Genomic DNA, 12,718 nt, shown 5'->3' on the forward strand with positions numbered 1-12,718 from the left:
GGCGGCATTCGACAGGAACGACACCCGGTAATCGGGTGCGTCCAAGGGAGGAACGGGTATGGGACTGACGCTCGATGCCGTCAGCAAGACAGTGGACGGTCTGGTGCACATGCACCCGACGACGCTGACCCTGGACAGGGGAACGATGAACGTCCTGCTTGGACCGACGCTGTCGGGCAAGACGACACTGATGCGCCTCATGGCCGGTCTCGACAAGCCCGCAAGCGGGCGCGTTCTGTGGGAAGGACAAGACGTTACCGGCGTGCGGGTCCAGGACCGCAAGGTGGCGATGGTCTATCAGCAATTCATCAATTATCCGTCCATGTCGGTCTTTGAGAACATCGCATCGCCGCTCCGGCTGATGGGAAAACCGAAGGCCGAAATCGACCGGGCCGTACACAAAACAGCCGACATGCTCAGGCTGACGCCCATGCTGGACCGCAAGCCGCTGGAGCTGTCCGGCGGGCAGCAACAGCGATGCGCGCTGGCGCGGGCACTGGTCAAGGACGCCGGTCTCGTTCTGCTGGACGAGCCGCTGGCCAATCTGGACTACAAACTGCGCGAGGAACTGCGGGCCGAGATTCCGAAGATCTTCGCCGAATCCGGCGCCGTCTTCGTCTATGCCACGACAGAGCCGGAAGAGGCCCTGCTGCTGGGCGGAAACACGGTGGCCCTTTGGGAAGGCCGGGTGACGCAATTCGGGCCGACGCCGGAGGTCTATCGCAATCCGGCCGACACGACGACCGCAAGGGTCTTCTCCGATCCGCCGATGAACTTCATCGCCATGTCCAAGACCGGCAACCGGCTGATCTTCGGTGGAAGCAAGAGCTGCCCGGCAACAGGAGCCCTCGCCGGACTGGACGATGGCCGATATCTGGCCGGATTCCGGCCCAATCATCTGGAGATGCACCGTCATAGCGCCGATGCGATCGCGTTCGATTGCGCGCTGAAGGTGACGGAAATCACGGGCTCGGAGACATTCGTTCACCTCGACTACGAGTCCGAGCGGTGGGTCGGCCTCGTCCACGGCGTCCAGAATCTGCAACCGGGCGTGCGGATGCCGATTTATCTGGACCCGGCGCACATTTATGTATTCGCGGATGACGGGCGGCTCGTCGCGCCCGCGTCCTATGCGATTGCGGCCTAGACCGGAATCCGGTTTCAGGATTCCGGTCTCAAGCCTCGGGCCCAAAGAATAAATCCGGAGCCGGTTGCGGTTCCATGGGGAGAGAGATGGCTAAGATCACGCTCGACAATCTGGCGCATTCCTATCTGCCAATGCCGCAGACTGACGACGACTTTGCGCTGAAGCAACTGGACCATGTCTGGGAGGACGGTCAGGCCTATGCCTTGCTGGGGGCATCGGGGTGCGGCAAGTCGACGCTGCTGAACATCATCTCGGGCCTTCTGACGCCGTCGCGCGGGCGCATTCTGTTCAACGACCGCGATGTCACTCATGCCCGTACTGCAGAACGCAATATTGCCCAGGTATTCCAGTTTCCCGTCGTCTACGACACGATGAGCGTTCACGACAATCTGGCCTTTCCGCTGCGTAACCGGGGCATGGATGCCACCTATGTGCGCGACCGCGTCAACGCCATCGCGCGCATGATCGGCCTTGAGGACGTTCTGAGAACCAAGGCGCAGGGCCTGACGGCCGATGCCAAACAGAAGATCAGCCTCGGCCGGGGCATGGTGCGCGAGGATGTCAACGCGATCCTGTTCGACGAGCCGCTGACGGTCATCGATCCGCATATGAAATGGGAGCTGCGCACGCAGCTCAAGGCGCTGCACCAGCAGTTCGGCCACACCATGATCTATGTGACCCACGACCAGACCGAGGCCCTGACCTTCGCCGACAAGGTCGTCGTGATGCACGAGGGCCGGGTGGTGCAGATCGGAACGCCGGAGGCCCTGTTCGAAAGGCCGGGGCATACCTTCGTCGGGTATTTCATCGGCTCGCCGGGCATGAACCTGCTCGATGCCGAGGTCGAGGGCGACGTCGCCCATGTGCGGGGACACCAGATCGCATTGGCCGACGCTTACGGGAAACTGACCGGCCGGGTGCAGATCGGCATTCGCCCCGAATTCGTCAGCCTGGCGCAGAACGGCGACGGCCTGCCGGTCAGCGTGCGCCGGGTCGAGGATGTCGGTCGCCATCAGATCGTCCGGTCGGACTTTTTCGGTACGGAGATAAACGTCATCGCACAGGAAGGCCACTCGATCGGAACGGACATGAACCGGGTCACGTTCGCCCCGGATCGGGTGAACGTCTATGTCGACGACTGGCGCGTCGGGCCGATCGGGGCCACCGACGATCCGCAAAGGGAGGCGGTGTAATGGAAAAGCCGGTCAACAACAAAGCCTGGCTCCTGGTTCTGCCGGTGCTGATCCTGGTCGCCTTCTCGGCCATCATTCCGCTGATGACCGTCGTCAACTATTCGGTCCAGGACACGTTCGGCAACAACGTCTTCTTCTGGGCAGGCCTGGACTGGTACCGGGATATACTGGCGTCGGAGCGCATGCACGGCGCCCTCGGCCGGCAGATCATGTTCTCCGCCATCATTCTGGCGATCGAGGTGCCGCTGGGCATCATCGTGGCGCTGTCGATGCCGAAAAAGGGGTTCTGGGCGTCGGTCTGCCTGGTGCTTATGGCGTTGCCGCTGCTGATCCCCTGGAACGTCGTCGGCACGATCTGGCAGATCCTGGCAAGGGTCGATATCGGCCTTCTCGGCTACACCCTCGACCAGATCGGCGTGAACTACAATTACACCCAGAACGCCGTTGCCGCCTGGATCACGCTGGTCGTGATGGATGTCTGGCACTGGACGTCGCTGGTCGCGCTGCTGGCCTATGCCGGGCTCCAGTCGATCCCGCAGGCCTATTACCAGGCCGCCGAGATCGATCAGGCCAGCCGCTGGAAGGTCTTCCGCTATATCGAATTGCCCAAGATGCAGGGCGTCCTGCTGATCGCGATACTGCTGCGGTTCATGGACAGCTTCATGATCTACACCGAACCCTTCGTCATTACCGGGGGCGGTCCCGGCAGCGCGACGACCTTCCTCTCCATCGACCTCGTCAAGATGGCGCTCGGACAGTTCGACGTCGGTCCGGCCGCCGCATTCTCGATCATGTACTTCCTGGTCATTCTGCTGATTTGCTGGGTCTTTTACACGATAATGGTCAATCTCGATAAGCAGGGAGGCAAGTGATGGCGGTCACGACAGCAAGCAATCCCGCCGCGCAGCGAACCTTTTCCCTGCCAGGAATCCGGGTCGGAACCGTAGTGATGGTCCTGTACCTGACCTTCATGTTGCTGCCGATTTACTGGCTGATCAACATGAGCCTAAAGACCAATAACGAGATCCTGAACACGTTCTCGCTCTGGCCGCAGGCCCTGACCTTCGACAACTACCTGACCATCCTGACCGACTCCTCCTGGTATATGGGCTATGTCAACAGCCTGATCTATGTGGTGATGAACACGGTTCTGTCGGTCGCCGTGGCCCTGCCTGCGGCCTATGCCTTCAGCCGATACCGGTTTATGGGCGACAAGCATCTGTTTTTCTGGCTGCTAACCAACCGAATGGCGCCGCCGGCTGTCTTCGCGCTGCCGTTCTTTCAGCTCTATAGTTCCGTTGGCCTGTTCGACACCCATATCGCCGTCGCCCTGGCCCACTGCCTGTTCAATGTGCCGCTGGCAGTCTGGATTCTCGAAGGCTTCATGCGCGGCGTGCCCAAGGAAATCGATGAAACGGCCTATATCGACGGCTATTCATTCCCCAGGTTCTTCGTCCGGATCTTCATGCCGCTGATCGCATCCGGCATCGGCGTGGTCGCGTTCTTCTGCTTCATGTTCAGCTGGGTCGAATTGCTGCTGAGCCGGACGCTCACCAGCGTCAACGCCAAACCGATCGCCGCAACCATGACCCGCACAGTGTCAGCCTCGGGCCTCGACTGGGGCGTGCTGGCGGCAGCCGGTGTGCTGACGATCGTTCCCGGCGCGCTCGTGATCTATTTCGTTCGCAACTACATCGCCAAGGGCTTTGCCCTGGGCCGGGTCTGAGGGGGGGCCGACAAATGGGATGGATGGCATGGACATGGCCGACGGCGATCTTCTTCATTGTGATCGCCAGCCTGCTGACGACTTTCACCGTTCTCGGCGTTCTCTATCCTGAGACACCGCGCCGGGGCGTTCTCAGGATCGATACCACGCGGGGCGACAGGCTCTTTATCACGCTGCTCGGCTCCGCGTTCATCAATCTGGCATGGCTCGGCCTGATTGGCGGACCCCAATGGTGGGCGCTCGGGCTATGCCTGATTTACGCCGCAGCGGTTTTCCGCTGGGTGTAACCGGAAGGACCGCGCGCCGGCGACGACCATTGTCAAGACGGCTCGCAGGATAACCATAACTTCAATCCAAGGGAGAGAAACAGTGAATTATCTTCTGAAATCGGCGACGGCCATGGGATTGGCCCTGTCCGCGGTAGCCGGACCGGCCATGGCGGACATGGAGGCGGCGCGCGCGTTCCTCGACGCGGAAATCGGCGATCTCTCCGTCCTGAGCCGTGAAGATCAGGAAGCCGAGATGCAGTGGTTCATCGATGCCGCCGAGCCCTATCAGGGCATGAGCATCAATGTCGTCTCCGAAACCATCACCACCCATGAATACGAGGCCAGCGTCCTGGCGCCGGCATTTTCGGCGATCACGGGCATTGAGGTCACGCACGACCTGATCGGCGAAGGCGACGTCATCGAGCGTCTGCAGACCCAGATGCAGACCGGCGAGAACATCTACGACATGTATGTCAACGATGCCGACCTGATCGGGACGCACTGGCGCTATCAGCAGGTCCGCAACCTGACCGACTGGATGGATGGCGAGGGCGCCGAGGTTACCAACCCGAACCTGAACCTCGACGACTTCATAGGCCTGTCGTTTGCCACGGCGCCGGACGGCAAGCTCTACCAGCTTCCGATCCAGCAGTTCGCCAACCTCTACTGGTTCCGCCACGACTGGTTCACCGATCCCGAAATCATGGCCGATTTCGAGGAAGAGTACGGTTACGAACTGGGCGTGCCGGTCAACTGGTCGGCCTATGAAGACATCGCAGCGTTCTTTACCGGCCGCGAGATCGACGGCGAGACCGTCTATGGCCACATGGACTATGGCCGTCGCGACCCGTCGCTGGGCTGGCGCTTCACCGATGCGTGGCTGTCCATGGCCGGCGCCGGCGATGTCGGCGAGCCGAACGGCTTTCCGGTCGATGAATGGGGCATCCGGGTTAATGACGACTACCAGCCCGTCGGCTCCTGCGTCACGCGCGGTGGGGCGACCAACAGCCCGGCGGCGGTCTATGCCATCGAACGCTATACTGACTGGCTCCAGAACTATGCGCCCCCGGCCGCTGCCGGGATGAACTTCTCCGAATCCGGTCCGGTTCCGGCCCAGGGCAACATCGCCCAGCAGATCTTCTGGTACACGACGTTCACGGCCGACATGGTCCGCCCGAACCTGCCGGTTACGAACGAGGACGGCACGCCGCGCTGGCGCATGGCCCCCTCGCCGCATGGCGCGTATTGGGAAGAAGGCATGAAGGTCGGCTATCAGGATGCCGGCTCGGTCACGCTGATGCAGTCGACGCCCGTCGATCGTGCACAGGCGGCGTGGCTCTATGCCCAGTTCATTGCGTCGCAGACCGTCGACACAAAGAAATCCCATGTCGGTCTGACCTTCGTGCGCGAGTCGACGATCCAGCACGAAAGCTTCACCGAACGGGCACCGGAACTGGGTGGACTGGTCGAGTTCTATCGTTCGCCTGACCGCATCCGCTGGTCGGATACCGGCCTGAACGTGCCGGATTATCCGCGACTGGCCCAATTGTGGTGGCAGAATATCGGCGACGCGTCGTCCGGCGCCTCGACGGCGCAGGAAGCCCTCGACGCGCTGTGCGAACAGCAGGAAGAGGTGATGGACCGACTGCAACGCTCCGGCGTGCAGGGCGACCTCGGCCCGGTCCTGAACGAACCGCGCGATGCTGAATACTGGCTCTCCGAGCCGGGCTCGCCGAAGCCCGAGCTGGAAAACGAGAAGCCGGAGCCCGAGACCGTTACCTACGAGGAGCTGGTCGCTTCCTGGCAGTAACGGGCGCTTTGCTCAACGGCGGGGACTTTTGTCCCCGCCGCCACACTGCCAACGCGCTTCAGGCTCGTATGAACCCGGGCGACGCGAAAGGCCCTATTCGAAGGCGACGGTGACTGCCGGGTCCGTGTCGAATGGAAGTCCGATATAGGTAACCGTCAGCCGTTCGAGATCGACCGGCTGCATGGGCGGCCCGAAGCTGCCGAGGCTGATGCGGTCGCCCGCCTGCAGCGACAGCCCTCGGGCGGCCAGTTCGCCGGTCAGCCAGAGCATGGCGTTCAATGGATTGCCGAGAATGGCCGCGCCCGGGATTTCCGCGACCACCTTCCCCGCATCCTCGATGCGCACGGTCATGGCGCCCAGCGCGTCGACGGTTTCCTCGGTCGCCGAAAGAGATATTTCGGGTCCCGCGACTCCGGTGCGCGCACCGACATTGATGGCCGTGATCACGTCGGCCGACATCGGCTCACCCGCCGCAACCATCAGGTCGGGAAGTTCGATGAACGGCACGAAGGAGTCCAGATGGGCCAGGACTTCGAGCGGCGTCGTTGCCTCCATGATCGCCGGATCGGCCACCGTCACGATCAGATCTGCCTCGACCACTGGTCGGCCACCGAAGCCGCGCGAGACGGTTGCGCCGTCCTCCAGAATCGATCCCGGCAGCAAGCGGCCGGCGAGCGGATGATCGACGCCGAAATTCTCCTGCGCCGCCGCCGATGTCAGGCCCACTTTCCAGCCTGACGGTTGCTGTCCGTCATCGACCAGACCCGCCACCACGGCGTTCTGAACGCAAATGGCGTGGTCGCCATCGGCGATTGCGGGCGCGGACATCGCCTCGCGATGCTGCCAGGCCATGACGATTTCATCCGCGATCGCCTGTGTGCCGTCGGGGCAGCCGGCCGCAGCAAGAGCCGGCGCGCCTGGGCTCATGAGAGCACCGATCAGGCCGCTCGCAAACAGGTACCCGTATCTCCGGATCATCATCCAGCACCTCCCTGCCCCGTTTTCCCACCGCTCATCAGCCAGCCCAGACCTCAGCCTTCCCAGACCCGGGCCACATCCTCTACCGCAGGCCGGGGGCGTTCGGTCGGCTGTTCGCGGGCGGTGCCCAGATAGACGAAGCCGACGATACGGTCGGTTTCGGGGTTGTGGCCGAGATGGGCGACGACATCGGGGCTGTAGGCCGGCCACTCGGTAATCCACTGGGCGGCATAGCCCATGGCCAGCGCCGCACACAGGATGTTGTAGCAGACGAGACCGGCCGACAGCAGTTGTTCCTGTACCGGGATCTTCGGATGGTTGACATCCGGCGTCGAAACCACCGCAAGCACCAGCGGCGCCCGGGTCATGCGTTCGGCCTCGACCGCGATCTTGTTTTCGTTCGCCGCCGGATAGTCGCGCTTGAAAATCTCACCCAATCTGGCGCCGAGCGCTTCCTGTCCCGCGCGGTGGAGAATCTTGATCCGCCAGGGCGTCAGTTTGCCATGGTCGGGAACTCTGGTGGCAACCTTCAGGATGCGATCCAGCGAAGCCGCGTCGGGCCCTGGCTCGACCATATCGCGAACCATCACCGACCGTCGTGCTTCCAGAAATGACAGCACCGCTTCGTTTTCCGGCATCGTTCTTCAATCCTTCCGTCTCTCGTCGAGAATCGCTCTCAAGCCTTCCCGGTATGTCGGATAGGCAAGCGTCACATCCAGCAGATTCTTCATCCGGGCGTTCGAGATGCGCTTGTTCTCGCTGTAGAAATCGCGCGCCATCGGACTCATGTCGGCGTCATCGAACGCCACGGCTTCCGGGATCGGGACGCCCAGCAGGCGGCAGGCCTCGGCGATTACCTGTTCCGACGGCGACGGCTCGTCGTCGCACAGATTGAATACCGGACCGATTCCCGGCCGGTCGATGGAGGCGACGACGGCATCGGCGAGATCATCGACGTGAATGCGGTTGAACACCTGATTCGGCTTGATGATTCGCCGCGCCGTTCCGGCTTCGACCTGATCGATGGCCGATCGGCCCGGCCCGTAGATGCCCGGTAGCCGGAAAATGTGAACCGGGACGCCGGCAGCCCGGCCCGCTTCGGTCCACGCCGCTTCGGCCGCTGCGCGTCTTTTCGCCCGAACCGACCGTGCGGCGATCGGGACCGTTTCATCGGTCCATTCCCCTTTGCGATCCCCATAGACACCGATCGTGGACAGATAGCCGATCCACGTTTTGCCGGCCCAGATGCCATTCCCGCCACCCGGAGCGTCCGCGAATGCCAGCAGCGCCGGATCGCCGGATTCCAGCGGGGCCGCGCTTTGCAGCACGATATCCGCACCGGCAACGGCGGCGACCAGCGCGTCGGAAGCCGGTTTTAACCCATCCCCGGTAAAGACGATGGCGTCGATACCTTCGGCGCGAAGCCGCTCGGCTTTCTCCTCTGTCCGAACGGAACCGCCGACTGGCCATCCGCGTTCACGGAGTCGACGGGCGACCCGCACGCCTGAGAAGCCCAGACCGAAGCAGAAGAATTTTGGTGTTGACCCTCGGCTCACGTTGCCCCTCACCTAATATTTGCCAATCGTGCCGCATCGGTTGTACGACGGGCGCCCATGGCGGGGGCAAGCCTGCCCGCCGCATTCTTCCTCATTCGTATATCCATTCCATACGGGAGCGCAAAATCTTGTGTCAGGCGGCAAGACGCGTGTTCGCTTCGCTATGTCCCGCAGTCCGTTCGGCATCGGTGCCCGCGGTCCTGTCCGGACCGGTGGTGGCGGTAGCAGCGGCGGGGTCATTGCTGGTCGCGGTGGCTGATTTTCCGGCCCACGCGGCAGTATCGAATACGCCGCCGGAAGCAGCGACCCGCGACTACGAAAGTTGTCTCGGCACCGCGCGCAGCGACGGTGAGGCCGCGCTTGCTTTGGCCGACATGCTGGCTGCCGACGGCCACTCCCGTGCCGCGGCCCATTGTCGGGCCGTGGCATACACGACACTCGATCGACCCGCCGACGCCGCAGCGGCGCTGCTGCGACTGGCCGAGCAGACCGACGCTGACGCAGAGAAGGATGGTTTGCACGGTGATCGTCTGCGCCTCGAAGCGGCCCGTCTGTTTCATCAGGCGGGCAACCCCGAAGCAGCCCGGTCGGTTCTGGGAACCATCGTCAATGGGGCCGCCGACCCGACGCGCAACGACATCCTGATGTCGGCGTCGCTGTTGTCGGCGGATCTCGCGTGGTCGGCCCGCGATCTGAATGCCGTCGAAACGTCGCTTGATCGCGCAGCGTCAATCGACCCCGACGCGCCGGCGGTACTGGTCCGCCGCGCGGCTCTGTTTCGGGCCCGGAACAACCCTCAAGCCGCCGTCGATCTTCTGGCCCGACCGGAACTGGAAACACCTCCGCCGGAGATCTTGCTGGAACGAGGGCTTGCCAATCTCGATACCGGCCGCCTTCCTGCCGCACGGGCGGACTGGGTGCGGTTGATCGCCCTTTATCCGGACAGCGCCGCCGCCAATGCGGCGCGGCGCAATCTCGACCGGCTCGAAGCCACGCTGGAGTCACTGGACACCGGACGCACCGTCGATCCCGATCGCGGTGAGACACCCGGTTCAGACCGGTAGCGGCCGGCCTGCCCGGCGCGCCTCACGACGCTGACAGTGCCCTCGCCATGGCCGGCAAGCTGACATCGAGCCGGTGTTCCACGCCGCTGTGGGTGCCGGAGAACTCCTGATATTCGTGATCGACGCCATGCCCGATCAACGACCTGCTCAGGCGGCGGGCGCCGTAAAGCAGGTTGTATTGGTCGGCATCGCCGCAGTCGATGAACAGAAACGCCAGCGACGCCAACGCCTCTTTGTGCTGCCCGGCAATCAATGCCGGATCGTGATCCAGCCAGGCCTGCCATCTCTCGGGCACCAGTTCGCAGGTATCGGTCGTCACCGGCAGGCGGACCCCGAAAGGTGCCGAGGAATCCGGATCATAGGTCGCCGCCATGGCCAGGATCATCAGTGCATGGATATCGTTGCCGGCTACCTTGTCGCTGTCTTCGAAGGCCGTCATGAACCGCTCGACCGACCCGTCATGCCTGGCGAGCGCCCGCAGCACCACCGGCATGTCCGGCAGATAACAGAGATCGAACCCCATATCGCCCGAATGGCACGCCGCCGCCGACCAGACATAGGGGTGGCGCATGGCATTCATCAGCGCCCCATAACCACCGGAAGATTTGCCGAACAGTCCGCGCCGACCGGCGCCGCCGCACCGGAACCGGCCCTCGACCGCCTTCACCATGTCGGTCGCCAGGAAGTCTTCCCACCGCCCGAAAACCGGCGAGTCCAGGTACTGATTGCCGCCCAGCCGCGTAAAGGCGTCGGGAAACGCCACGACCGCCGGCGGCATGACGCCTGTGTGGATCAATCTGTCCAGCCGTTCCGGGACATTTTCGCTGAAATTCTTCCAGCTCGTGCGTCCCAGCCCGCTGCCTGTGAAACCGGCCAGATCAACCATCAAAGGCAGTCCGGCTCCGTCATGGCCGGCCGGCACGTAAACGTCGATGGCGCGGCACGTGGGATCGTCCAGCATGTTGCCGGCAAGGGCTGCGCTATCGACAAACAGCCGGGAGACGGTCCCGGCCGGGGGAATGGGGCGTTTGTGCACGATTGTCTCCTTGGCGAAGGCCCTGGGATTGCCAGGGCGACCCGTCAGTCCATCTGGTCTCCGGTCCGATAGCATATAGAGGCCGCCGTCGGCCAGTCTGCCCGCTAGCCGACCAGGAATAGGTCCGATTTGGTACTATCTGTCCGGGATCGACGAACCATTGGGTTGCCTCATCGCGGCAGACCGCGTCCAGGCCGATTTATATGTCAATAGTTATGCCCTATAGTCGATTTTCCTCTCGCGTCGGCCCGGAAAATCCTGTAGAAAGTTTACGACGCGCCCGCGGATTGCCCCGCGGATTGCGATGGCGCGATGATTTTTGTCTGCGGTTTCGGCGGCTGCCGCCCCTTTGGCACGCCGCACTGGCCGCAGCGCGAACCGTAGGCAGGCATCAGGAATTGAATCCGGGCGATTGCGACCGGCGCCGACTGGCGGCCGGAGGAACGCTCGACCCGGCGAACACGAACAATACGGCGGGGAAAAGCCATGGCCGGCAACATGCTGAAATTCGTGACTACCGACCAGGAGATGCCCGACAAGCGCTCGGCAGAGGCACGGCGGGCGGATTGGCACGAAATATATGGTGAGTACATCAAGGAAAAGGCCGAAACGCAAGCCGGCCGGTGCTCTCAATGCGGCGTGCCCTTTTGTCAGGTGCACTGCCCGCTGCAAAACAACATCCCCGACTGGCTGATGCTGACGGCAGAGAACCGCCTGGAAGAGGCTTACGAAGTCTCTCAGGCGACGAACACGTTTCCGGAGATCTGCGGGCGGATCTGCCCGCAGGACCGCCTGTGCGAAGGCAACTGCGTCATCGAACAGGCCGGACACGGCACGGTGACCATCGGCCAGATCGAGAAATACATCACCGACACCGCCTGGGACAACGACTGGGTCAAGCCGATCCGGCCGCGGCGCGAGCGCGATCAGTCGATCGGGGTCGTGGGCGCCGGACCCGGCGGTCTCGCCGCCGCCGAAAGACTGCGCCGCCAGGGATATCAGGTCCATGTCTACGACCGGTATGACCGCGTCGGCGGGCTGATGATCTATGGCATTCCCAATTTCAAACTCGAAAAGGAGGTCGTTCAGCGGCGCACTGCATGGCTCGAAGACGGCGGCGTCATTTTCCATACGAATTTCGAAGTCGGTCGCGACGCGACCCTGGAAGAACTGCGCGGCAAGCACGACGCGCTGCTGATCGCGACCGGCGTCTACAAGGCCCGCGACTTTCAGGCGCCCGGCGCGGGATTGAAAAACGTTCTGCCGGCGATGGACTATCTGACCGCCAGCAACCGCAAGGGCCTGGGCGACGATGTTCCGGCCTTCGAGGACGGGCAGCTGAACGCCAGGGGCAAGCACGTCGTCGTCATCGGCGGCGGCGACACCGCCATGGATTGCGTGCGCACCGCCATCCGGCAGGAAGCCGCGTCGGTAAAATGCCTCTACCGACGCAATCGCGCGAACATGCCGGGCTCCCAGCGCGAGGTCGCCAACGCCGAGGAAGAAGGCGTCGAGTTCATCTGGCAGTCCGCACCGGAAGCCTTCATCGGCGACGAAGCGGTCAAAGGCGTCCGCGCCTATCGCATGCATCTGGGCGCACCGGATTCCAGCGGCCGGCAAAGCCCGCAGCGGATCGAAGACAGCGACTTCACGATTGAAGCCGACATCGTGATCAAGGCGTTGGGCTTCGACCCGGAAGACCTGCCGGGGCTGTTCGGCAGCCCGGACCTGAAAGTCAGCCGCTGGGGCACCGTCAGCGTGTCGTGGAAGACGATGATGACCAATCTCGACGGTGTGTTCGCCGCCGGCGACATCGTCCGTGGCGCCAGCCTGGTCGTGTGGGCGATCCGCGACGGCCGCGACGCCGCCGACGCCATGCACGCGTGGCTCAAGGAGCGGGCGCGGACCGAAGAAGCGGTCGCCGCCGAATAACCGCCCG

At 63.2% G+C, this 12,718-nt stretch carries 12 protein-coding genes; 8 read left to right on the forward strand and 4 right to left on the reverse strand.

The window, feature by feature from the left end; genetic code table 11:
- Positions 1-58 precede the first annotated feature (58 nt).
- The 6 genes from ABZ728_RS07175 (at position 59) to ABZ728_RS07200 (ending at position 6,145) form a co-directional block, all read left to right on the forward strand.
- Positions 59-1,147 (forward strand): ABC transporter ATP-binding protein, encoded by a 1,089-nt coding sequence (locus ABZ728_RS07175; RefSeq protein ID WP_366655413.1) that lies wholly within the window; start codon positions 59-61, stop codon positions 1,145-1,147.
- Between the two features lie 86 nt (positions 1,148-1,233).
- On the forward strand, positions 1,234-2,340 hold the full coding sequence (locus ABZ728_RS07180; RefSeq protein ID WP_366655414.1) for an ABC transporter ATP-binding protein: 1,107 nt from the start codon (positions 1,234-1,236) through the stop codon (positions 2,338-2,340).
- Complete coding sequence (locus ABZ728_RS07185; RefSeq protein ID WP_366655415.1) at positions 2,340-3,212, forward strand: sugar ABC transporter permease; 873 nt, start codon at positions 2,340-2,342, stop codon at positions 3,210-3,212. Before ABZ728_RS07180 ends, ABZ728_RS07185 begins: the two co-directional genes overlap by 1 nt.
- A 77-nt stretch (positions 3,213-3,289) precedes the next feature.
- Positions 3,290-4,066, forward strand: a complete 777-nt coding sequence (locus ABZ728_RS07190) for a carbohydrate ABC transporter permease (RefSeq protein WP_366655720.1) — start codon at positions 3,290-3,292, stop codon at positions 4,064-4,066.
- A gap of 14 nt (positions 4,067-4,080) precedes the next feature.
- A complete protein-coding gene (locus ABZ728_RS07195) occupies positions 4,081-4,353 on the forward strand; it encodes a DUF2160 domain-containing protein (protein WP_366655416.1) in 273 nt (90 codons plus the stop codon).
- A gap of 112 nt (positions 4,354-4,465) precedes the next feature.
- Positions 4,466-6,145 (forward strand): ABC transporter substrate-binding protein, encoded by a 1,680-nt coding sequence (locus ABZ728_RS07200; protein WP_366655721.1) that lies wholly within the window; start codon positions 4,466-4,468, stop codon positions 6,143-6,145.
- Positions 6,146-6,238: 93 nt separating this feature from the next.
- On the opposite strand, the gene ABZ728_RS07205 is transcribed toward ABZ728_RS07200, so the two are convergent.
- Genes ABZ728_RS07205 through ABZ728_RS07215 form a run of 3 tightly spaced genes read right to left on the reverse strand, consistent with a single transcriptional unit; the run spans position 6,239 to position 8,679 of the window.
- A complete protein-coding gene (locus ABZ728_RS07205; protein ID WP_366655417.1) occupies positions 6,239-7,126 on the reverse strand; it encodes a hypothetical protein in 888 nt (295 codons plus the stop codon).
- Positions 7,127-7,176: 50 nt separating this feature from the next.
- Positions 7,177-7,761 carry a nitroreductase gene (locus ABZ728_RS07210; protein ID WP_366655418.1) on the reverse strand — a complete coding sequence of 195 codons (585 nt, stop codon included), beginning with the start codon at positions 7,759-7,761 and terminating at the stop codon, positions 7,177-7,179.
- Between the two features lie 6 nt (positions 7,762-7,767).
- Complete coding sequence (locus ABZ728_RS07215) at positions 7,768-8,679, reverse strand: SDR family oxidoreductase (protein WP_366655419.1); 912 nt, start codon at positions 8,677-8,679, stop codon at positions 7,768-7,770.
- 215 nt (positions 8,680-8,894) lie between these two features.
- On the opposite strand from ABZ728_RS07215, the gene ABZ728_RS07220 reads away from it, so the two are divergent.
- Positions 8,895-9,743 (forward strand): hypothetical protein, encoded by an 849-nt coding sequence (locus ABZ728_RS07220; RefSeq protein WP_366655420.1) that lies wholly within the window; start codon positions 8,895-8,897, stop codon positions 9,741-9,743.
- Between the two features lie 22 nt (positions 9,744-9,765).
- Here ABZ728_RS07220 and ABZ728_RS07225 read toward each other — a convergent pair whose 3' ends face one another.
- Positions 9,766-10,779 carry an alpha/beta hydrolase-fold protein gene (locus ABZ728_RS07225; protein WP_366655421.1) on the reverse strand — a complete coding sequence of 338 codons (1,014 nt, stop codon included), beginning with the start codon at positions 10,777-10,779 and terminating at the stop codon, positions 9,766-9,768.
- 486 nt (positions 10,780-11,265) lie between these two features.
- On the opposite strand from ABZ728_RS07225, the gene ABZ728_RS07230 reads away from it, so the two are divergent.
- Positions 11,266-12,711, forward strand: a complete 1,446-nt coding sequence (locus ABZ728_RS07230; protein WP_366655422.1) for an NAD(P)-dependent oxidoreductase — start codon at positions 11,266-11,268, stop codon at positions 12,709-12,711.
- The last annotated feature ends 7 nt before the right edge of the window (positions 12,712-12,718 follow it).

The organism is Fodinicurvata sp. EGI_FJ10296, from assembly GCF_040712075.1.
Classification (GTDB): Bacteria; Pseudomonadota; Alphaproteobacteria; order DSM-16000; family Inquilinaceae; genus JBFCVL01.

Excerpts from the sequence above, each read along its gene's own strand:
- ABZ728_RS07190 (WP_366655720.1), top strand. The coding sequence starts at position 3,290 with ATGGTCCTGTACCTGACCTTCATGTTGCTGCCGATTTACTGGCTGATC.
- ABZ728_RS07185 (WP_366655415.1), top strand. The coding sequence starts at position 2,340 with ATGGAAAAGCCGGTCAACAACAAAGCCTGGCTCCTGGTTCTGCCGGTG.
- ABZ728_RS07210 (WP_366655418.1), bottom strand. The coding sequence starts at position 7,761 with ATGCCGGAAAACGAAGCGGTGCTGTCATTTCTGGAAGCACGACGGTCG.
- ABZ728_RS07175 (WP_366655413.1), top strand. The coding sequence starts at position 59 with ATGGGACTGACGCTCGATGCCGTCAGCAAGACAGTGGACGGTCTGGTG.
- ABZ728_RS07195 (WP_366655416.1), top strand. The coding sequence starts at position 4,081 with ATGGGATGGATGGCATGGACATGGCCGACGGCGATCTTCTTCATTGTG.
- ABZ728_RS07200 (WP_366655721.1), top strand. The coding sequence starts at position 4,466 with ATGGGATTGGCCCTGTCCGCGGTAGCCGGACCGGCCATGGCGGACATG.
- ABZ728_RS07205 (WP_366655417.1), bottom strand. The coding sequence starts at position 7,126 with ATGATGATCCGGAGATACGGGTACCTGTTTGCGAGCGGCCTGATCGGT.
- ABZ728_RS07230 (WP_366655422.1), top strand. The coding sequence starts at position 11,266 with ATGGCCGGCAACATGCTGAAATTCGTGACTACCGACCAGGAGATGCCC.
- ABZ728_RS07180 (WP_366655414.1), top strand. The coding sequence starts at position 1,234 with ATGGCTAAGATCACGCTCGACAATCTGGCGCATTCCTATCTGCCAATG.